At 64.6% G+C, this 20,475-nt stretch carries 18 protein-coding genes; 14 read left to right on the top strand and 4 right to left on the bottom strand.

The genetic code is table 11. From position 1 onward, the window contains the following. The first annotated feature begins 11 nt into the window (after nucleotides 1-11). Genes AC1DXU_RS21160 through AC1DXU_RS21145 form a run of 4 tightly spaced genes read left to right on the top strand, consistent with a single transcriptional unit; the run spans nucleotide 12 to nucleotide 3,578 of the window. Nucleotides 12-1,079, top strand: coding sequence for an ABC transporter permease (locus AC1DXU_RS21160; RefSeq protein WP_477372119.1), 1,068 nt, complete (start codon nucleotides 12-14; stop codon nucleotides 1,077-1,079). Next, a complete protein-coding gene (gene nikC / locus AC1DXU_RS21155; RefSeq protein ID WP_477372117.1) occupies nucleotides 1,076-1,996 on the top strand; it encodes a nickel transporter permease in 921 nt (306 codons plus the stop codon). The genes AC1DXU_RS21160 and nikC overlap by 4 nt, the downstream gene beginning before the upstream one ends. After that, entirely contained in the window at nucleotides 1,993-2,835 is an 843-nt protein-coding gene (locus tag AC1DXU_RS21150) for an ABC transporter ATP-binding protein (RefSeq protein WP_477372115.1), read from the top strand. Before nikC ends, AC1DXU_RS21150 begins: the two co-directional genes overlap by 4 nt. Further along, entirely contained in the window at nucleotides 2,832-3,578 is a 747-nt protein-coding gene (locus tag AC1DXU_RS21145; RefSeq protein ID WP_477372113.1) for an ABC transporter ATP-binding protein, read from the top strand. Before AC1DXU_RS21150 ends, AC1DXU_RS21145 begins: the two co-directional genes overlap by 4 nt. Nucleotides 3,579-3,825: 247 nt before the next feature. Here the strand turns inward: AC1DXU_RS21145 and AC1DXU_RS21140 are convergent, their stop codons facing one another. Genes AC1DXU_RS21140 through AC1DXU_RS21130 form a run of 3 tightly spaced genes read right to left on the bottom strand, consistent with a single transcriptional unit; the run spans nucleotide 3,826 to nucleotide 9,004 of the window. Beyond that, nucleotides 3,826-6,870, bottom strand: coding sequence for an efflux RND transporter permease subunit (locus AC1DXU_RS21140; protein ID WP_477372111.1), 3,045 nt, complete (start codon nucleotides 6,868-6,870; stop codon nucleotides 3,826-3,828). Continuing rightward, on the bottom strand, nucleotides 6,867-7,961 hold the full coding sequence (locus tag AC1DXU_RS21135; RefSeq protein WP_477372109.1) for an efflux RND transporter periplasmic adaptor subunit: 1,095 nt from the start codon (nucleotides 7,959-7,961) through the stop codon (nucleotides 6,867-6,869). Before AC1DXU_RS21135 ends, AC1DXU_RS21140 begins: the two co-directional genes overlap by 4 nt. Beyond that, nucleotides 7,958-9,004, bottom strand: a complete 1,047-nt coding sequence (locus tag AC1DXU_RS21130) for an efflux RND transporter periplasmic adaptor subunit (RefSeq protein ID WP_477372107.1) — start codon at nucleotides 9,002-9,004, stop codon at nucleotides 7,958-7,960. Before AC1DXU_RS21130 ends, AC1DXU_RS21135 begins: the two co-directional genes overlap by 4 nt. Before the next feature lie 330 nt (nucleotides 9,005-9,334). Here AC1DXU_RS21130 and AC1DXU_RS21125 point away from each other — a divergent pair, with 330 nt between their 5' ends. Then, nucleotides 9,335-10,612 (top strand): 4-aminobutyrate--2-oxoglutarate transaminase, encoded by a 1,278-nt coding sequence (locus tag AC1DXU_RS21125; protein WP_477372105.1) that lies wholly within the window; start codon nucleotides 9,335-9,337, stop codon nucleotides 10,610-10,612. A gap of 116 nt (nucleotides 10,613-10,728) precedes the next feature. On the opposite strand, the gene AC1DXU_RS21120 is transcribed toward AC1DXU_RS21125, so the two are convergent. Beyond that, nucleotides 10,729-11,982, bottom strand: a complete 1,254-nt coding sequence (locus AC1DXU_RS21120) for an NAD(P)/FAD-dependent oxidoreductase (protein WP_477372103.1) — start codon at nucleotides 11,980-11,982, stop codon at nucleotides 10,729-10,731. A gap of 461 nt (nucleotides 11,983-12,443) precedes the next feature. On the opposite strand from AC1DXU_RS21120, the gene AC1DXU_RS21115 reads away from it, so the two are divergent. From AC1DXU_RS21115 to olsA, 9 genes are all read left to right on the top strand, one after another. Continuing rightward, nucleotides 12,444-13,736, top strand: coding sequence for an imelysin family protein (locus tag AC1DXU_RS21115; protein WP_477372263.1), 1,293 nt, complete (start codon nucleotides 12,444-12,446; stop codon nucleotides 13,734-13,736). Between the two features lie 55 nt (nucleotides 13,737-13,791). Next, nucleotides 13,792-14,103 carry a (2Fe-2S)-binding protein gene (locus AC1DXU_RS21110; RefSeq protein ID WP_477372102.1) on the top strand — a complete coding sequence of 104 codons (312 nt, stop codon included), beginning with the start codon at nucleotides 13,792-13,794 and terminating at the stop codon, nucleotides 14,101-14,103. Beyond that, entirely contained in the window at nucleotides 14,069-14,554 is a 486-nt protein-coding gene (gene bfr, locus AC1DXU_RS21105; protein WP_477372100.1) for a bacterioferritin, read from the top strand. Before AC1DXU_RS21110 ends, bfr begins: the two co-directional genes overlap by 35 nt. Before the next feature lie 12 nt (nucleotides 14,555-14,566). Next, the gene (locus AC1DXU_RS21100) at nucleotides 14,567-16,171 is read left to right on the top strand and encodes a di-heme oxidoreductase family protein (RefSeq protein ID WP_477372098.1); all 1,605 of its coding nucleotides are present in this window, start codon (nucleotides 14,567-14,569) and stop codon (nucleotides 16,169-16,171) included. After that, nucleotides 16,171-17,250, top strand: coding sequence for an imelysin family protein (locus AC1DXU_RS21095; protein WP_477372096.1), 1,080 nt, complete (start codon nucleotides 16,171-16,173; stop codon nucleotides 17,248-17,250). Before AC1DXU_RS21100 ends, AC1DXU_RS21095 begins: the two co-directional genes overlap by 1 nt. Nucleotides 17,251-17,252: 2 nt before the next feature. Next, nucleotides 17,253-18,359 carry a DUF1513 domain-containing protein gene (locus AC1DXU_RS21090; RefSeq protein WP_477372094.1) on the top strand — a complete coding sequence of 369 codons (1,107 nt, stop codon included), beginning with the start codon at nucleotides 17,253-17,255 and terminating at the stop codon, nucleotides 18,357-18,359. A 110-nt stretch (nucleotides 18,360-18,469) separates the two neighbouring features. Further along, the gene (gene tsaB, locus AC1DXU_RS21085) at nucleotides 18,470-19,147 is read left to right on the top strand and encodes a tRNA (adenosine(37)-N6)-threonylcarbamoyltransferase complex dimerization subunit type 1 TsaB (RefSeq protein WP_477372092.1); all 678 of its coding nucleotides are present in this window, start codon (nucleotides 18,470-18,472) and stop codon (nucleotides 19,145-19,147) included. After that, a complete protein-coding gene (gene rimI, locus AC1DXU_RS21080; protein WP_477372090.1) occupies nucleotides 19,147-19,641 on the top strand; it encodes a ribosomal protein S18-alanine N-acetyltransferase in 495 nt (164 codons plus the stop codon). The genes tsaB and rimI overlap by 1 nt, the downstream gene beginning before the upstream one ends. Nucleotides 19,642-19,667: 26 nt before the next feature. Beyond that, entirely contained in the window at nucleotides 19,668-20,468 is an 801-nt protein-coding gene (olsA, locus tag AC1DXU_RS21075; RefSeq protein WP_477372088.1) for a lyso-ornithine lipid O-acyltransferase, read from the top strand. Nucleotides 20,469-20,475: the final 7 nt, after the last annotated feature.

Below are 20,475 nucleotides of genomic sequence, written 5' to 3'. Positions count from 1 at the left end.
GGACGCGCCGCATGAGCGCGGTTGACAGTGAGGTCCCAGCCGGGCGCGCAAGCGCCCGTGCTGTTGCCATTGCATCATCGATCGGGCGCTTCCTGCTCATCGCGATAACGACCTATCTCGGTCTTCTCGCGGTGACTTTCTTCATTGGCCGCGTCATCCCGATCGACCCGGTGCTGGCGGTGCTCGGCGACCGGGCGCCGGCTAACGTCGTCGAGCGCACGCGCCGCGAGATGGGTCTCGACCTGCCGCTGGTCGAGCAATTCTACATCTACGTGAAAAGCGCCCTGAACGGCGATTTCGGCACCTCGGTGCTGACCACCAATCCGGTCATGACCGATATCCGCCGCACCTTTCCGGCGACGATCGAACTGGCGACGCTGGGCACTTTGATCGGCTCGCTGCTCGGCGTGCCGCTTGGTGTGCTGGCCGCGGTGCGACGCGGCAGCATCATCGACCAGATCGTGCGCATCGTCGGCCTGATCGGCTATTCCGTGCCGATCTTCTGGATCGGGCTGCTGGGTCTGGTGCTGTTCTACGCCAAGCTGAAATGGGTCGCCTTTCCTGGTCGGCTTGACGTCGTCTATGAATATACCTTCACGCCGATCACCGGCTTCTATCTTCTGGATGCCCTGTGGCAGCGGCAATGGGATGTCTTTTACGATGCCTTCCGCCACATCATCCTGCCGGCAGGGCTGCTCGGCTACTTCTCGCTCGCCTATATCAGCCGCATGACGCGCTCGTTCATGCTCAACGAACTTGCCCAGGAATACATCGTCGCGGCGCGCGCCAAGGGCCTGTCGGAAACCCGCATCATCTGGCGCCATGCGTTGCGCAATGCCGCGGTGCCGATGGTCACCGTGATCGCGCTTTCCTATGCCGGGCTGCTCGAAGGCTCGGTACTGACCGAGACGGTGTTTTCGTGGCCGGGCATCGGCCTCTACATCACCAATTCGCTGCAGAACGCCGACATGAACGCGGTGCTCGGCGGCACCATCATCATCGGCTCGGTGTTCATCGCCATCAATCTTTTCTCCGATCTGCTCTACCGCGTGCTCGATCCGAGGACCAAGGCAGGATGAGCGCGGAGGTGATCCAGAGCCGTCGCGACTGGCTGCTCAGCGAGCGGCCGGCCTCGCGCATGCAGGCCAGGCTCGGCCGCGCCTACGTGGCGTGGCGGCGCTTCTCCGCCAACCGGCTGGCGTTTCTCGGCCTGCTCATCATCATCGCCTTGCTGGTGGTTGCCGGCCTTGCCGATGTGCTGGCGCCCTACTCCCCGACATTCGGCGACCTGAAGAACGCGCGGCTGCTGGCGCCGAGCGCCGCGCACTGGTTCGGCACCGACGACCTTGGCCGCGACATCCTCTCGCGCATCATCTTCGGCTCGCGATGGACGCTCTATGTGGTCATCCTTGTCGCTGTCATCGCCGCCCCGATCGGCCTGCTGGTCGGCACTGTAGCCGGCTATGCAGGCGGCTGGACCGATGCGATCCTAATGCGCATCACCGACATCTTCCTTGCTTTCCCAAAGCTGATCCTGGCGTTGGCCTTCGTCGCTGCCCTTGGCCCCGGCATCGAGAACGCCGTGCTCGCTATCGCCATCACCTCATGGCCGCCTTATGCCCGCATTGCGCGCGCCGAAACACTGACCGTGCGCAACTCCGATTACATCAAGGCGGTGCAGTTGATGGGCGCGTCACCGTTCCGCATCGTGCTGCGCCACATCATGCCGCTCTGCATCTCCTCGCTGATCATCAGGGTGACGCTCGACATGGCCGGCATCATCCTGACCGCAGCCGGTCTCGGCTTCCTTGGCCTCGGCGCGCAGCCGCCGCTGCCCGAATGGGGCGCGATGATCGCCTCAGGCCGCCGGTTCGTGCTCGACCAATGGTGGGTGGCCGGCGCGCCCGGCTTCGCCATCCTTATCGTCAGCCTCGGTTTCAACCTGCTCGGCGACGGCCTGCGCGACGCGCTCGATCCCCGGAGTGGCGAGCAATGAACGGCGACCGTGCGCTTCTTGAGGTCGACGACCTGCGCGTCACCTTCCCGACCCGCACCGGCCTGATCGAAGCGGTGCGTGGCGTCTCCTTCTCGCTTGGCCGCGAACGGCTGGGCATCGTCGGTGAGAGCGGCTCGGGCAAGTCGCAAACCGGCCGCGCCATCATGGGCCTGACCCCGCCGCAGGCCCGCATATCGGCCAACAAGCTTGCTTTTGACGGCATCGACCTGCTCAGCGTCTCGCCGCGCGAACGAAGGGCGATGCGGGGAAAACGCATCGCCATGATCCTGCAGGATCCGAAATATTCGCTCGACCCGGTGATGAGCATCGGCCGCCAGATCGTCGAGACGCTGCGCACACATGAGAAGGTCGGCAAGGCGGAGGCCCGCGACCGCGCGCTCGCCATGCTGGAAGCGGTGCAGATCCGCGACCCGGCCCGTGTCTTCGACCTGCATCCACATGAAGTGTCCGGCGGCATGGGACAGCGCGCCATGATCGCCATGATGCTGATCGCCGGACCGGAAATGATGATTGCCGACGAGCCGACCTCGGCGCTCGACGTCACCGTGCAGCTCGACGTGCTGGGCATTCTCGACCGCCTGGTCAGCGACCGTGGCATGGGGTTGATCTTCATCTCGCACGATCTGCGCCTGGTCTCGTCCTTCTGCGACCGGGTCATCGTCATGTATGCCGGCAAAGTGGTCGAGCAGCTGAAGGCGTCGGAGCTCCGCGACGCCCAGCATCCCTATACGCGCGGTCTGCTCAACTGCATGCCCAGGATAGGCTTCGAACGCCACCCCCTGCCGGTGCTCGACCGCAAGCCGGAGTGGGCGGCATGAGCGCGGCCCTTTCCGTCGACAGGCTGGAAGTGATCTTCGACCGTTTTCGCGCGCTGAAGGGCGTCAGTCTCGAAGTGCAGCCGGGCGAGTCCTTCGGCCTGGTTGGCGAATCGGGCTCCGGCAAGTCGACGTTGCTGCGAGCCATCGCCGGCCTCGCTCCGGTCGCTTCAGGCGGCATCACCGTCAACGGTAAGAAGCTTGGCGTGCGCCGCGACAAGGCCTTTTACCGCGAAGTGCAGATGGTCTTCCAGGACCCCTACGGCTCGCTGCATCCGCGCCAGACCGTCGACCGGCTGCTGCAGGAGCCGCTCGCCATTCACGGCTTTGCCGACGGCGAAAAGCGCATCCAGCAGGCGCTGGACGAGGTCGGTCTCGGCAATGGCTTCCGCTTCCGCTATTCGCATCAATTGTCGGGCGGGCAGCGCCAGCGGGTGGCGATCGCCCGCGCCTTGATCCTCGAGCCGTCGATCCTTTTGCTCGACGAACCGACTTCGGCGCTCGACGCTTCCGTGCAGGCAGAAGTGCTCAACCTGCTGGAGGAAATCCGCAGGCGGCGCAAGCTGACCTTCCTGATGGTCAGCCACGACCTCGCCATCGTCACCCATATGTGCGAGCGGCTCATGGTGATGCAGAACGGCGAGGCGGTGGAAAATCTCACCGCAAGCCAGTTGATCGGCCACCGCGTGACCAAGGATTACACGCGCAATTTGCTCAGGGCGAGCGAGGGGTTTGTGAGGGTTTAGGGTAGCCTGAGCAGCGTTCTGTCGCGCCCCCCTCTGTCCTGCCGGACATCTCCCCCACGGGTGGGGAGATTGCTGTCGTCACGGCTTTCGCCAATCTCCGGCGTTGTAGAATTGGCGCGGTGCAGAAACCGCCAATCTCCCCCCTTGTGGGGGAGATGTCCGGCAGGACAGAGGGGGCGCGAAGGAACTCGACCTTACCTCAAGTCTCTGCAACAGCAGCTCTGTCTACCAGAGCGTTGTCCTGCTCCTACTTCGGCTCCTTGATCCGGAACCACGTCACGTAAAGCGCCGGCAGGAACAGCAGCGTGATCGCGGTGCCGGCGATGATACCGCCCATCATGGCGTAGGCCATCGGCCCCCAGAACACTTCGCGCGCGATCGGGATCAGCGCCAGGCTGGCGGCGGCTGCCGTCAGCGCGATCGGCCGCATGCGGTGTTCGGTCGCTTCGATGACGGCCGCCCAGCGGTCCTTGCCCTCGCGCACCAGATCCTCGATCTGGACGATCAGGATGACCGAGTTGCGGATCAGGATGCCGATCAGCGCCAGCACCCCGAGAATGGCGACGAAGCCAAGCGGTGCGCCGCTCGGCACCAGGGCCGCGACCACGCCGATCAGCCCAAGGGGCGCGACAGCGACGACCAGGAACAGGCGCTGGAAGCTTTGCAGCTGGATCATCAGGATGGTCGCCATGACGAACAGCATTAGCGGCACCACGGCGGCGATCGGTCCCTGGCTTTTGGCGCTTTCCTCGACCGAGCCGGCGGTTGCGACCGAATAGCCGGGCGGCAGCTTGGCGATGAAGGCGTCTACCGATGGCTTCAATTCGTTGACGACGGTGGCCGGCAGCACATCGCCAACCAGCCCGGCGCGCACGGTGATCGTCGGGATGCGATTGCGCCGCCACACAGTCGGCTGTTCCAGGTCGTAGCGGAAGTTGGCGACCGCGGCCAGCGGGATCGCCTCGCCGTTGCCGGTCGGCAGCTGCATGTTCTGCAGCGTGTCGATCGAGCCGCGTTCGGCCTCGCGCGAGCGGGCGACGACGTTGATCAGGTAGGTGGCGTCGCGCACCTGGGTGATGGTGGCGCCGCCAACCGTGCTGTTCAGCGCGCTGGCAATGTCGGAGGAGGTGATGCCGAGTTGCCGCGCCTTGTCCTGCAGCACGTCGACCCGCAGCACACGCTGCGGCTCGTTCCAGTCGAAAGTCGGCGCCGCCAGCTTTGGATTGGCAGAGATCAGGCCGGCGACTTGCTGCGCCAGCTCCCGCACCGTCTGAATGTCGGGGCCGCCGACACGGTACTGCACGGGACGGCCGACCGGCGGCCCGAGTTCGAGCGGCTTGACGAAGGCATCGGTGCCGACGAACTCCTCGCGCAACAATTTTTCCAGCGCCGGCTTGATCCGGTTACGGGCCTCGATGCTCTTGGTGACGATCACGGTCTGGCCGAAATAGGGATTGGCCGGTTGCACATCGAAGGCAAGCAGGAAGCGCACCGCGCCCTGGCCGATATAGGAGCTGAAATGGTCGATATCAGGGTTGCCGGCCAGCGCCCGGCCTTCGAAACGCTCGATCTGGTCGCGCGTCTCGGTGATCGACGAGTTCTGCGGCAGGTTCCAGTCGACGATCAGTTCCGGCCGATCGGAAGGTGGAAAGAACTGCTGCTGGACGAGGCCGAAGCCGGCTATCGAGCCGGCAAACAACAGCACCGTGGCGATGATGGTCAGCCAGTGATGGCGCACCGAGCCCAGAAGCACACTCCGGAAGAGGCTGGTGAAGCGGCCGGGTTTGTCGTGATGCTGTTGCTTCATCGTCGCCGGCAGGATGGTGACGCCAAGCAGCGGCGCAAACAGCACCGCGACGATCCATGACACCAAAAGCGACACGGCGATGACGACGAACAGCGTGAACGTGTACTCACCCGCGGCGCTGTTGTTGAGGCCGATCGGAATGAAGCCGGCGACCGTCACCAGCGTGCCGGTCAGCATCGGGAAGGCGGTCGAGGTGTAGACGTAGGTCGCCGCCTTGCGCAGAGTGTCGCCGACCTCCAGCCGCGCCACCATCATCTCGACCGCGATCATCGCGTCGTCGACCAGCAGCCCGAGCGCGATGATCAGCGCGCCGAGCGAAATGCGCTGCAGCGAGATGCCGAGATAGGCCATGACCGTGAAGGTGATGGCCAGCACCAGCGGGATCGACAGCGCCACGACGAAGCCGGCGCGCATGCCGAGGCTGATGAAGGACACTGCGAGCACGATGGCGACCGCTTCAGCCAGCGCCCGGGTGAAGCCCGAAACCGCCTCCTCGACGATGACAGGCTGGTCGGCGACCAGATGCACGCCGACGCCGACCGGCAGGTCGGCCAGCACCTCGTCCATTTCCTTCTCGAGTGCGGCGCCGAATTCGAGCAGATTGGCGTTGGGCTTCATACCGATGGCCAGCCCGATCGCATCCTGGCCGTTGAAGCGGAACAGCGCCGTCGGCGGATCGGCATAGCCGCGCCGGATCGTCGCCACGTCGCTCAGCCGGAAGAAGCGGTCGTTGACGCGCAGATTGATGGCGCGCAGGCTCTCCTCCGAGGTGAATTGGCCTCCGACGCGCACGCTGACGCGCTCGGGCCCGGATTCGATAACGCCCGACGGCGTGATGGCGTTCTGCGCCTGCAGGCTCGCCACGATCGCCTGCTGGTTGAGGCCAAGCGCGGCGATCTGGCGGGTCGAGAATTCGAGATAGATGGCTTCGTCCTGGTCGCCGACCAGATCGACCTTGCCGGCGTTCGGCACGGCCAGGATCCTGGTCCTGACATCCTCGACATAGTCGCGCAGCTGGCGCGGCGTCAGCCCGTCCGAGGTGAAGGCGTAGATATTGCCGAAGACGTCGCCGAAGCGGTCGTTGAAGAACGGCCCCTGCACGCCTTGCGGAAACTGCGCCTGGATGTCGTTGACCATGTTGCGCACCTGGGTCCAGTTCGGCACGACATCGCGCGCCTTGGTGGTGTCCTTCAGGTTGACGAAGATGACGGTCTTGCCCGCGGTGGTGACCGAGCGGGTGAAGTCGAGGCTGTCGAGTTCCTCGAGCTTCTTTTCGATGCGGTCGGTGACCTGCCGCACCGTCTCGTTGACCGAGGCGCCCGGCCAGTTGGCCTGGATAACCATGGTCTTGATGGTGAAGGCCGGATCTTCCTCGCGGCCGAGATTGAGATAGGCAAAGACGCCGGCGACGACGAAGACCAGCATGAAGTACCAGACCAGCGAGCGGTGGTTGAGCGCCCAGTCGGAAAGGTTGAACCCCTTCATGTCGCCCCTCCTTGCGGGATCTTGACCTTCTGGCCCTCCACGAGGCTGTGGACGCCGGCGGTGACGACGCGCATGCCGGCCTCGAGGCCTTCGGCGACAATGAAGGTGGCGGCACCCTTGGCGGCGACCTTGATGTCGCGCGAACGCACGCTCGACGTTTGCTCATCGACGATCCAGACCTTGTCAGCGCCATTCTTCTCAAGCAGTGCCGACAGCGGCAGCTCGATCGTTGGCGCAACCGTAGCGACGCGTGTCGCCGTCACCGTCGAACCCAGCCGAAATGCCTGCGGCGGATCGGTCAGCGTCAGCCGGACGCGGCGGGTCCGCGTCGAGCCTTCGGCCTGCGGCGCGATCTCGCGCAATTTGGCCTCGGTATGGATCGTCGGCAGCGATTGCAGGATGATGTCGAACGGCGTGCCGGCCGCAAGGTCGCCGGTCAGCTGGTCGGGAATATCGACGACCGCGTCACGCAGGTCCGAGCGGGCCACGGTGACGACGGTCTGGCCGGGCGAAACCGTCTGGCCGACCTCGGCGCCGACGGCTGTGACGACCCCGTCGAAGTCCGAAAACAGGCGGGCATAGCCCAGTTGCTCCTGCGATTTGGCAAGTGCTGCCTTGGCCTTTTCGACGCCGGCTTCGGCCGCCTTCCTGGCTTGCTGCGCGGCATCGAAGACCGCCTGCGAGGTGTTGGCGGCGGCGAGCAACTGGCGCTGCCGCTCCTCGCTGGCGGCGGCATTGGCGAATTGCGCCTCGGCGTTGGAGAGTTCGGCCTTGGCCGCCTGCACGGCAAGCTCCAGCGCTGTCGGATCGAGTGCGGCGATCGTCGTTCCCTTGGTGACGATGTCGCCGACCTTGACGTCACGGGAGACGATCCGGCCGAGCAGGCGGAAGGCGAGATCGGCGCTGAATTGTGGCTCGACCGAGCCAGCAAAACCGAATGTCTGGCTGGTTTGCGGTTCGATCACCACCGACAGCACCGGCCGGACGATCTCTGGCGGCTTCTCGTCCGACTGCGAGCAGGCGGCAAGAGGCGCGAGCGCAAGCAAGCCAAGCAGGCTGAGCGAGAGGGGGATGCGCGGCAGCCGACTCATTGACCCGCTCCCGATATCTCGACCGTCTGGCCGGGGCTGAGCAACTGGCCACCGGCGGTGACAACGCTTTGTCCGGCCTCCAGGCCCTTGTCGATCACGACGATGCCGGAATCGAAGGCCAGCACATTCACCAGTGCCGTTGCCACTGCCTTGCTCGACGCATCGACGACCCAGACCGCCGGCTTGCCCTCGCTCGAGGTTAGCGCCTGCCAGGGCAGGATGACGGCCTTCGACGGCTGGGCGCTGACCGAGCCGATGACCGCCGCGCCCAGCGGCATGCCGGCGGGCGTGTCGGGAATGGCGATCTTGACCCGGATCGAGCCCGAAACCGGGTCGACCGCAGGCGCAATTTCCCGCACCTTGCCCATCGCCTTGACCTGCGGGTCGGACAACAGCGTGATGGTCACCGCCGGCGATGGCGGCGTCTTGGCGACCAGGGTTTCCTGCACATTGAAGACCGCATCGCGGTCGCCGTCCTCGGCGACGGTGAAGACGGTTTGCGCCGCTTGCACCACCTGTCCGGCTTCGACCTGGCGTGCGGTGATGACGCCGCCGGCGCCGGCCCTCAGCTCGGTGAAGGACAGGTTCTCCTTGGCGTTGGAGAGCGCGCTTTGCGCCGCATCGACACTGCCTTGCGCCACCTTCAGCGCCTGGTCGGCCGCATCATAGTCGCGCCGTGTGGTGAAACCCTGGGCAAGCAGCGTCTTCTGCCGCTCGAAGGCCGCGGTGGCCTGGGTCAGCTGCGCTTGCGCCGCATCGAGGTCGGCCTGCGCCGAGCGCAAATCGGATTCCTGTTCCTGCGGATCGATGCGGGCAAGCACGGCATCCTTGTCGACATGCTGGCCGACATCGACAAGGCGTTCGGCGACCCGGCCGCCGACCCGAAACGACAGATTGTTCAGCGTGCGCGCCGCGATCACGCCGGTCAGCGAGGTCCTCGGCGCATAGTCGGCGACCGTCACTGTTTCGGTGCGCACCATGACCGGCAGTTTTTTCGCGGCCGCCTCCTGCTTCTGGCAGCCGGCCAGAAACAAACTCAGCATCGCACAGGCCAGAAGGGCGGGGGCATATTGAAACGGCGAAAGTCTGTGAACCGATGACTGCGTGGCGGACGATGTCGCGTTCCTGCTCATGGGGTCCCTCACCAGCCTGGGATGCTCATGACGAGCGAGCTGTCACAGACGATCGGAAGGATAATCGATCCCAAGGAAAAGGGAACCTGTCTCCTACGCGTATCGGTCGACTGGTTAAGGGCAGAACGGCAGGCCCAATGGCCGGGCGATGGTGCCGACTTGAGCAAAACGTGAAATAAGGTCAGAAGAGGCCTTGGCAGTCATCAAACGAGAACGGGCGCCGCCCGGCGAGGGACAAACATGAAGAATTCAGCCATTTCCGAACGCAAGAACCAGTCGATTTCGCGCGGCGTCGGCATGACCACGCAGATTTATGCCGATCGCGCCGAGAATTCGGAGATCTGGGACGTCGAGGGGCGCCGTTACATCGACTTCTCCTCCGGCATCGCCGTCGTCAACACCGGGCACCGTCATCCCAAGGTGATCGAGGCCGTCAAGGCGCAGCTCGACCGCTTCACCCACACCTGCCACCAGGTGGTGCCTTACGAGAGCTACGTTCGGCTGGCCGAGCGGCTGAACGGCATGCTGCCCGGCAAGTTCGAGAAGAAGACGATTTTCGTCACCACCGGCGCCGAGGCGGTCGAGAACGCCATCAAGATCGCCCGCAACGCCACCGGCCGCCAGGCCGTCATCGCCTTTGCCGGCGGCTTTCATGGCCGCACCTTCATGGGCATGGCGCTGACCGGCAAGGTCGTGCCCTACAAGGTCGGCTTCGGCGCCATGCCGGCCGATGTTTTTCATGCGCCGTTCCCGGTGCCGCTGCATGGCGTCTCGGTTGCCGATTCGCTGGCCGCCCTCGATCGCCTGTTCAAGGCCGATGTCGATCCGGCCCGCGTCGCTGCCATCATCATTGAGCCGGTCCAGGGCGAGGGCGGTTTCTACGACGCGCCGCGTGAGTTCCTGACGGCGCTGCGCAAGCTCTGCGACCAGCACGGCATGCTTTTGATCGCCGACGAGGTGCAGACCGGTTTTGCCCGTACCGGCAAGATGTTCGCCATGGATCATCATGAGGTCGCTGCCGACATCACCACCATGGCCAAGAGCCTGGCCGGCGGCTTCCCGCTGGCGGCGGTCACCGGCCGCGCCGAAATCATGGATGCGCCCGGTCCCGGCGGGCTCGGCGGCACCTATGGCGGCAGCCCGATCGGTGTCGCTGCGGCGCATGCCGTGCTCGACGTGATCGAAGAGGAAAAGCTCTGCGACCGCGCCAACACACTGGGCGCCCGGCTGAAGCAGCGGCTGCAGTCGATCCGTGACGACGTGCCCGAGATCGTCGACATCCGAGGCCTCGGCTTCATGAACGCGGTCGAGTTCAACGACGTCAAGAAGGGCCTGCCGTCGGCCGAGATCGCCAATGCGATCAGGCTGAAGGCGCTCGACAAGGGGCTGATCCTCTTGACCTGCGGCGTCTATGGCAACGTCATTCGTTTCCTTGCCCCGATCACCATCCAGGACAACGTCATGAACGAGGCGCTCGACATTCTGGAAAGCTCGATCCGCGAAGTCTGCGCTGCCTGAGCAGCGCTTACCTCCCCCTCGTGGGGAGGTCGGACCGCAGGTCCGGGTGGGGGCGGTGCCGCTCCCCCACCCCGCTGCTCGCAGCGACCCTCCCCACAAGGGGGAGGGTAATCGCATCAGCCCGCAGCCCTGGCCGGCTCATCCTGTTGGAACGCCGCCAGCGCCGCCTTGAGCCCATCGGGTCCCTCAGCCACACTCTGCGGCGTCGGCGAGAAGCCGGCGCCGAGCATCTTGCGGCCAAGCATATGGTCGCCCGGCCGGTTGACCGATTCGATGCCGAGCAGCCGGTCTCCGGCATAGTGGTAGATCGAGAATTTGTTCTCGGCGAGATCGCCGAGCACGACATGGCTGTCGCCGCCCGAGGTCAGCCCGACCATCTGCAGCTTCATGTCACCGATATCCGACCAGAACCATGGCACTGCCGCAAAGGCGTCGGCATGACCAACGATGGTGCGCGCCGCAAGCCGCGCCTGGTCGGTGGCGTTCTGCACCGATTCCAGCCGCACATCTGCGCCGGTGAACCAGTGCCGGTAGGAGGCGGCGTCGCCGATGGCGAGGATTTCCGGCAACGAACTGCGCATTTGTTGGTCGACGCGGATGCCGTTGGCGATCGCGATGCCGGCGGCCGCAGCCAATTCGACATTGGGAACGACGCCGATGCCGATGATGACCATTTGCGCCGGCAGCTTTTCGCCCGCCGAAGTCACCGCAGCCGAAACACGGCCGTTCTCGCCTTCGAGCCGGGCAATCGTGGTGCCGGTGAGGATGCGCACGCCCGTCGCCTCAAGCCGCTGCCGGACATGGCTGGCGATGACCGGCGCCACCGCCCGGCCGAGCAGCCGGTCGACCGCTTCGACCACTGTGACCTTGCGGCCGGCGGCTTTCAGCGTCGCGGCGATCTCCAGCCCGATGAAGCCGCCGCCGAGGATGACGACATCTTCGCTGTGTGCGCTCAGATCGCGTATCAGCCGCGCATCTGCGAGCGAGCGCAGCGACACGACGCCGGAAAGATCCGAACCCGGCAACGGCAGCATGCGCGGCCGCGAGCCGGTCGCCAGGATCAGGCGGTCGAATGGCAAAACACCACCGCCTGCAATCTCCAGCTTGCGGCCTCCGGCATCGATGCGGTCGATGCGGATGCCCGGCCGGAAGTCGATGGTGCTGCCGGTGTAAAAGGCCTCGCCGCGCAATGGCTGCGGTTTTGCCTCCGGGTCCTTGATGAAGGTCTTTGACAGCGGCGGCTTGTGATAGGGCAGTTCGTTCTCGTCGCCGGTCAGGATCACCGGCCCGTCATAGCCCTCTTCGCGCAGGCTGGCGGCCGCTTGCACGCCCGCATGCCCCGCACCGATTATGACCACACCGTTCTTCATCGCAGCGCCCCAAATTCCTCAACCGATTCTAGGACGTCTGGCCAAGTGGCGATTGTCCGCCGCCGCCGCAAGAGCCCCGGTCCGGGTCGCACCCGGAATGGCCACCTGTCAATCGCCGCATTCCGGAGCCGTGCAACGGGCGAGGCAATTAAAGTTGACAATTATAGTTTAGAATAATTCTAAACTGTTGTTTCGATTGAATTTTCTCGCTGGTGCCAGTTGACTTCCGGCCCCTTCGCCGCTTTATGGGAGGCTCGCGCAGCAAGCGCATCCCTTTGATGTCTGGGCCTTGAACCCTTTCGATTGGAGGCATTTCGGTGTCTTTCTTCCCAAATCGCGCCCGTGTCGCGGCCTCTTTTTCGCCCGATGGCAGATGCATGCCGCGGCGCCGATCATCCATTGCTGCGCTGACGGCGCCGGCATTTCACTGAATTCCCGAGGAGACGACAATCATGAGAGCGATGATCACGGCACGGTATGGCTCAAGGCTTGCAGCGATCGGCGCCACTGCGGTGCTGACGGCGGCGGTGTTCGTGCTGCCGGCCAAGGCGGAAACCGATGCCAAGGCGGTCATCAAGACATATGCCGATATCGGGCTCGCCAAATATGAGGATTCGCTGACCACGGCGCAGGCGCTGGACACGGCCGTCGATGCGCTGCTCGCCAACCCTTCGGTGGAAACGCTGACCGCCGCTCGCGAAGCCTGGAAGGCGGCGCGCGTCCCTTACCAGCAGACCGAAGTCTACCGTTTCGGCAACAAGATCGTCGACGAATGGGAAGGCAATATGAATTCCTGGCCGCTGGACGAAGGCCTGATCGACTATGTCGCCAAGAGCTACGGCACCGAGTCGGATGCCAATGCGCTCTACACCGCCAATGTGATCGCCAACAAGTCGATCGAGATCAACGGCAAGAAGGTCGACGCCACCAACCTCACGCCGGAATTCCTGTCGGGCACGCTGCAGGAGGCCGGCGGCATCGAGGCCAATGTCGCCACCGGCTATCACGCCATCGAATTCCTGCTCTGGGGCCAGGACCTGCATGGCACCGGCCCCGGCGCCGGCGAGCGGCCCTACACCGATTACGACCTCAAGAACTGCACCGGCGGCAATTGCGACCGCCGCGCGCAATATCTGAAGTCGGCGAGCGACCTGCTGGTTTCCGACCTGCAGGAGATGGTCGGCAACTGGAAGGAAGACGGCGCCGCCCGCAAGAACCTCGTCGATGGTGAGCCGAACACCGCCATCTCGGTGATCTTTACCGGCATGGGCTCGCTGTCCTATGGCGAACTGGCCGGCGAACGCATGAAGCTCGGCCTGTTGCTGCACGATCCCGAAGAAGAGCATGACTGCTTTTCCGACAACACCTATAACTCGCATCTCTATGACGCCATCGGCATCCGCGCCGCCTATCTCGCCAGCTATACGCGCCTCGACGGCACCGTCGTTTCGGGCCCGTCGGTGCACGACATGGTCAAGGCCGCCGATCCGGCGATCGACAAGGAACTGTCGGACAAGCTGGATGTCTCGGTCGCCAAGATGGAAGCCATCAAGGCCCGCGCCCTGGCCGGCGAGGCCTATGACCAGCAGATCGCCGAGGGCAATACGCAAGGCAATGCCACCGTGCAGGCGGCAATCGACGCGCTGATCGACCAGACCAAGTCGATCGAACGCGCCGTTGGCGCCCTCAAGCTCAACAACATCGCTTTCGAGGGCTCCGACAGCCTTGATGCGCCGGACAAGGTGTTCAAGTAAGGTCTAAGAAAACAAGCCACACGGCGCGGGAGGCGCCGTCAGCCAGAGCAAATCGATGCTGATCTGCCATTGCAACATCATCACTGAGAAGGAGATCGAGCAGACGATTGTAGCGCTGCTCGATCAGGATCCGTGGCAGCTCATCGTGCCGGCGAAGGTCTATCACGCCATGCAGAAGCGCGGCCGCTGTTGCGGCTGCTTCCCAAATGTGGTCGAAACGATCATTCGGGTCACCGAGAATTACCACGCCCGCTCGGAGGCGAGCGGCGTCGACATCGTTTCACACCTGGATCGCGTCAGAGGCCTGCGCGTCCAATACGGGAGCAGAACCCATGAAAGGCGAAAAGCAGGTCATAGAGCGGCTTAACGAGGCTCTGTTTCTGGAGCTCGGGGCGGTCAACCAATACTGGGTGCATTTCCGTCTTCTGGAAGACTGGGGATACGCTAAGCTGGCGAAGAAGGAACGCGCTGAATCGATCGAGGAGATGCACCATGCCGACCGGCTGGTGGCCCGGATCATCTTCCTCGAGGGACATCCGAACCTGCAGTCCGTGGCGCCCCTGCGCATCGGGCAGAACGTCAAGGAAGTACTCGAATCCGATCTTGCCGGCGAGTATGACGCGCGCACCGCCTACAGGCGCTCGCGCGAGATCTGTGAAGAAGCAGGCGACTACGTGACGATGAAACTGTTCGAGGAATTGCTGGCCGACGAGGAAGGTCACATCGACTTCCTCGAGACGCAACTCGATTTGCTAGCCTCGATCGGCGAGGAAAAATACGGCCAGCTCAACGCCACATCGGCCGACGAAGCGGAATAAGGACATGCGGGAATGCGGCGCCCCTTAGACGTTCTGCGCCGCCTACGGCGGGCCGACGACGGCCTGCCGCCCCGGAAGAACCCACGACACCAAATGTTTCGGGGCCTTTCGCTTGCCGTCGTGGTGACATTGGTGGCTTCGGCCCAGGCCGGCGAGCCGGACCCGGCAGGCCTGGCCACCAGCCGCACGGACCTCACTCCGAAAGACCTGGCGCGCGTCATCGCCGTCACCCGGCCGACGTCAGATTTCTCCAAGCCCGAGCCATCCGAGCTGATGCAGGGCGGCGCCGGCACCTCGAGGAAGGGCGTCGACAGGGACGCGTTCTCGCAATCCGCCGCCAACATTACCTTCGAGGAACAAGGCACTTTCAAACTCGGCAATGCCCTCTTCCGCAAGAACTGGGTGTCGTCGCCCTCGTCGACGCAAGCCTCCGACGGGCTCGGACCGCTGTTCAACGAACGGGCCTGCCAGAATTGTCATCTGAAGGACGGCCGCGGTCATCCGCCGGAGGGCGACACCGGCACCACCTCGATGTTCCTGCGGCTGGCGCGGCAAGCCGGCACCGAGGAAGAGAAAGCCGAGTTCGCCGACCGCAAGGTGCTCAACTTCCCCGACCCGGTCTACGGCACGCAATTGCAGGAATTGGCGGTGCCGGGTCTGCCCGGCGAAGGCAGGATGCGGGTCGACTACAGGGAAGAAAAGGTGACGATCGGCGATGGCAGCGTCGTTTCGCTGCGCAAGCCCAGCTATTCGGTCGATGGTCTCGCCTATGGACCGCTCGATCCGCACACCACCTTGTCGCCGCGCCTGACGCCGCCGATGATTGGGCTCGGCCTGATCGAGCAGATCGCTGCGGCCGATATCCTCGCCAATGCCGATCCGGATGACCGTGACGGCGACGGCATTTCCGGCAAGCCCAACCTCGTGCGCGACATCGGCAGCGGCGAACTGACGCTCGGACGCTTTGGCTGGAAGGCGCAGACCCCGTCGATCCGCCAGCAGGCCGCGGACGCTTTCGCCGGCGATATCGGCATTTCGACACCCGAAGTGCCGAAGCACTGGGGCGATTGCACCGCAGCCGAGCAGAAATGCCTGGCCATGCCGAACGGCGTGCAAGAACGCCTCGGTCCGGTCGAGGCGCCGCCGCCGATCATGGACCTCGTCACCTTCTATTCGCAGAACCTTGCCGTGCCGGCGCGGCGCGACGTCGACGCGCGCCAAGTGCTCGTCGGCAAGGAGCTGTTCTACGCCATGGGCTGCATATCCTGCCACACGCCGAAATTCGTCACCCGTCGCGACGCGCCCAACAAGGCGCAGGCCTTTCAGCTGATCTGGCCATATTCCGACTTTCTGTTGCACGACATGGGGCCGGAACTCGCCGACGGGCAGGCCGTGGGCGACGCCACTGGCAGCGAATGGCGCACGCCGCCGCTATGGGGCATCGGCCTGACCAAGACGGTCAACGGCAACACTTTCTTCCTTCACGACGGGCGCGCGCGCAGCCTTGATGAAGCCATCCTGTGGCATGGTGGCGAGGCCCAGAAGGCCCGCGACCGCTTTGCCGCCGCCAATGCCGCCGACCGCGATGCGCTGGTCAAATTCCTGGAGTCACTCTGATGCTGAAGCGTTCCGCGCTGGTTCTCGTTCTGCCGCTGGTCCTGCTTGGCGGATTCCCCGCGTCGGCCGCGGTGAAGGCCTCCGAAATCATCCAAGGGGTGATCGACGGCTTTGTCCGCCCGGCCTATGCCAATCTGCATGACCATGCGGGACGTTTGAGCAAGGCGATGCACACGCTGTGCGACGCGCCCTCGCAAGCCGACCTCGATGCGGCGCGCGCCGAATTCTCGGCCACGGTCGAAGCCTGGTCATCAGCCGAAATCATCGGCTTCGGGCCGATCAAGGAGAACAACCGGCTGGAGCGGATGCTCTATTGGCCGGATCGCAAGAGCATCGGCCTGAAGCAGGTCCAGGCGGCACTGGCCGGCAAGGACCCGACCGCCACCGATCCGTCACAACTGGCCGGCAAGAGCGTCGCCATGCAAGGGCTGGGCGCGCTGGAATTCGTGCTCTACGGCGATGGCGCCGAGGTGCTCGCCGGCAAGGACGATCCCTATCGCTGCGCCTATGGTGCGGCGGTGGCCGGCAACATCGAAACCATGGCCGCCGATGTCAGCGAGGCCTGGAACAGACCGGATGGGTTTGCAGCACTCTGGGCCAATCCGGGACCGCAAAACGCGCTCTATCGCGATGGCACCGAAGCGGTGACCGAACTGGTGGGTGTCTTCATCAATGAGCTGGATATGATCCGCGATGTGCGCCTGAAAGGATTTCTGGGCGGCAAGCCGGAGGGTGACAAGCCCAGGCAGGCGATCTACTGGCGCTCGCAAAACACCGGCCTGTCGCTAGCTGGCAATCTCTCCGGCATCGATGCGCTGTTCCAGGCCTCGCAACTGGGCGACGCGCTGCCGCAAGATGCGCGATGGATGGCGGACTCGATCCATATCCAGCTGGAGAATGGGGTTGCGACCGCCAAGTCCATCCAGGGTCCGATCGACAAGGCGCTCGCCGATCCGGTGCTGCGCGACAAACTCGACCATTTCGCGCTGATCACTTCGAGCCTGTCGACACTGATCGGCACGCGGCTGACCGCCGAATTCGGCCTGACCGCCGGCTTCTCCTCACTCGACGGAGACTGATCATGAGGACGCCGCTCATTGACCGCCGCGATTTCCTGAGAGCCGCAGGCATTGGCTTCGCCGCCGCAATGGCACCGTCGGCATGGGCAAAGACGCTCGATGTCGACGCCGTCTTCGCCACCGCTTTCGTCAAGCGCGACGGCAGCTATGGTGCGGCGATCCTCTCCGATTCCGGCAAGGTGCTGCATGCGATCGACCTGCCCGATCGCGGCCACGACGTCACCTTCGATCCGGTGTCGAAGCGCTCGGTGGTCTTCGCCCGGCAGCCCGGCACCTTCGCCGTGGTCTTCGACCACACCGGCCGCGACAAGCCGCAGACCATCGCCAGCGTCACCGGCCGGCACTTCTTCGGCCATGGCGTGTTCTCGACCGATGGTGCGCTGCTCTACGCCACCGAGAATGATTTCGACAACGCCGCCGGCGTCGTCGGCATCTATGACGCCCGGGCGAAATTCAACCGCATCGGCGAGTTTCCAACCTACGGCATGGGCTCGCACGAGCTCTTGCTGCTGGGCGACGGCAGGACGCTGGCCATCGCCAATGGCGGCATCGAGACCCATCCCGATTTCGGCCGCGCCGAACTCAACATCGCAACGATGAAGCCGTCCTATGTGCTGGTCGACCGCGCCACCGGCGATCTCATCGAAAAGCACGAATTGCCGGCCGCACTGCACCAGCTGTCGATCCGTCACATGGATGTCGATCAATCCGGCACCGTCTGGTTCGGCTGCCAGTACCGGGGACCGGGCACCGATCGTCCGTTGCTGGTCGGCCGCGCCGCGCGCGGCAAGGAGTTGCAACTGCTCGACATGCCGCAGGACGTGCTCTCCGGCTTCAGGAACTACATCGGCTCGGTCGCGGCCAACCCTGCGAGCGGGATCGTCGCCGTATCCTCGCCGGAGGGCAATTCGCTGGCGACGATCGACGTCACCAGCGGCCGCATCGTCGCCACCCGGTCGCTGGCCGAGGTCTGCGGCGTCGCGCCCGACAAAGCGAGCTTCATTGCGACCACAGGCGCCGGCGCGATCGTCGAAGCAGGCGGCACCATACGCTCCGAACCGGACTACGTCTGGGACAATCATATGCTGCGCATCGAGCAACTCGCCTAGGCTGGCCTGTCGTCCTGGCAAAGCAAGCCGCTTAACGATTTATGCACTATCCCCTTGCGGTCACGGGCCATGGCGGGCACAGGGAAACTGTTTCTCGAACCGGCTGCCTCATGAAGTTGCTTACCATCGACTGTGCCGCCTCTCTCTGTGCTGCCTGCGTCTATGACGCGGCGGCAGGGGAGGAACTTGGCCGCTCGGTGGTCGACCTCGGCAAGGGCCATGCCGAGCATCTGATGGCCGTCATCGATGCGGCGTTGAAGGCAGGTGGAACCGACTTTGCCGGCCTCGGCGCCATCGCCGTCTCCATCGGCCCCGGCTCCTTCACCGGCCTGCGCGTCGGTGTTTCGGCGGCGCGCGGCCTAGCTCTGGCGCTCAAAATCCCGGCGATCGGGGTGACCACGCTGGAAGCGCTCGCCGCGCAAGCAGCAGCTGGATTTCCCGGTCGTGCCGTGCTCGCCGCGCTCGATGCCGGGCGCGAGGAGATCCATGCCGCCCTTTACGATGAATTGTCGGTTTTGCGCTATGGTCCGGCGGTGACCAGGCTCTCGCAGGCCGCCACCATGGCGGCGGACAAGTCTCCGGTTCTTACCGGTACCGCGGCCATGCAGATCGCCGCGACCGTCGGGCACGCCCTAGACATCGGCCCGACGACAGCCACCGCCGACATCCAAATCTATGCCCGTTTGGCGGCAGCCAAGGGTGAGGGCGAAAAGCCGAAACCGCTCTATTTGCGCGGAGCAGACGCGAAGCCGCAGGCCGGTTTTATCCTGGCGAGGCAGGACAAATAATGCGCATTCCCTTCCTCCAGCCACGCCGCAGGGACTATGCGCTCGAGCCGCTGACCATCGCCGACAGCCCGGCGATGTCGGTTCTGCATCGCGAGGATTTTGTGCGGCCGTGGACCGACGGCGAATTCGCGGCATTGCTCGAACAGGATACGGTGTTCGGCTATGCCGCGCGCGAGACCGGGCACGGCGCCAAGCCGCCGGTCGGCTTCGTGCTGGCCCGGCTGGCGGCCGGCGAAGGCGAGATCCTGACCGTGGCGGTGGCGCGCTCGCACCGCCGCCAGGGGCTTGGCTGGCAATTGATGGACGCCGTGCTGCGCGAACTGCACGCGCAGCGCGCCGAAGCGCTTTTCCTCGAAGTCGACGAAACCAATGTCGCTGCCATCGCGCTCTACCGGCGGCTGGGCTTCCGCGAGGTCGGCAAGCGCGCCAACTATTACAAATCGCCGGAACACGGCCCGACCGGCGCGCTTGTCATGCGCCGCGATCTTCGCTAGCCAGAACGCGAGCAGGGCCAGGGCGAATGATCAAGAAAATCCGGATTTTCCTGGCGCTGGGCCTCGTTGTCGTGGCCACGCTTGTCCTTGCGCCGCTGCAGATCCTGTCGATGAAGACCGGCTGGTGGCCCGAGACGTTCATCCTCAAGATCTGGCACGGGATCATCGTCAGGGCGCTCGGCATTCGCATCCATGTCACGGGCAAATTGTCCGACCAGCGTCCGCTGCTGGTGGCGTCCAACCACATCTCCTGGACCGACATCATGGTGCTGGGCTCGATGGTCGATGTGAAATTCATCGCCAGGGCCGATATGGAAGGCTGGCCGCTGATCGGCATGCTGTCGAAGCTGCAGCGCACCGTCTTCATCGAGCGCGAGCGCAAGCGTTCGTCGGGCGATCAGGCGAGCGAGATCGCCAACCGCATGGCCAAGGGCGACGCCATGGTGCTGTTTGCCGAAGGCTCGACCGGCGATGGCAATTTGCTTCTGCCGTTCAAGAGCACGCTGTTCGGCGCCGCCTCGATGGCGCTCGCGGAAGGCGCGGTCGAACAGGTGTTCATCCAGCCGGTGGCGATCGTCTACACGCGCCTGCATGGCGTGCCTCTCGGCCGCCGGCACCGGCCGATTGCCGCCTGGATCGGCGATGAGGACCTGATGCCGCATCTCAAAGTATTGCTGGCCGAGGGCGCTCTCGATGTCGAGGTGCATTTCGGCGAGCCGGTTTCCTTCTCCAAGGGCTCGAACCGCAAGGAAACTTCGAGGCTGATGGAAAGCCAGGTGCGCGCGATGATGCAGGCGGCACTCGCCGCGCCGAAGCCAAGCCGGTAAGCCTTAA

It is taken from the genome of Mesorhizobium sp. P3_A10, from assembly GCF_056403175.1.
The sequence above is the reverse complement of the archived record's forward strand: the minus strand, read 5'-3'. Positions and strand labels throughout refer to the sequence as shown.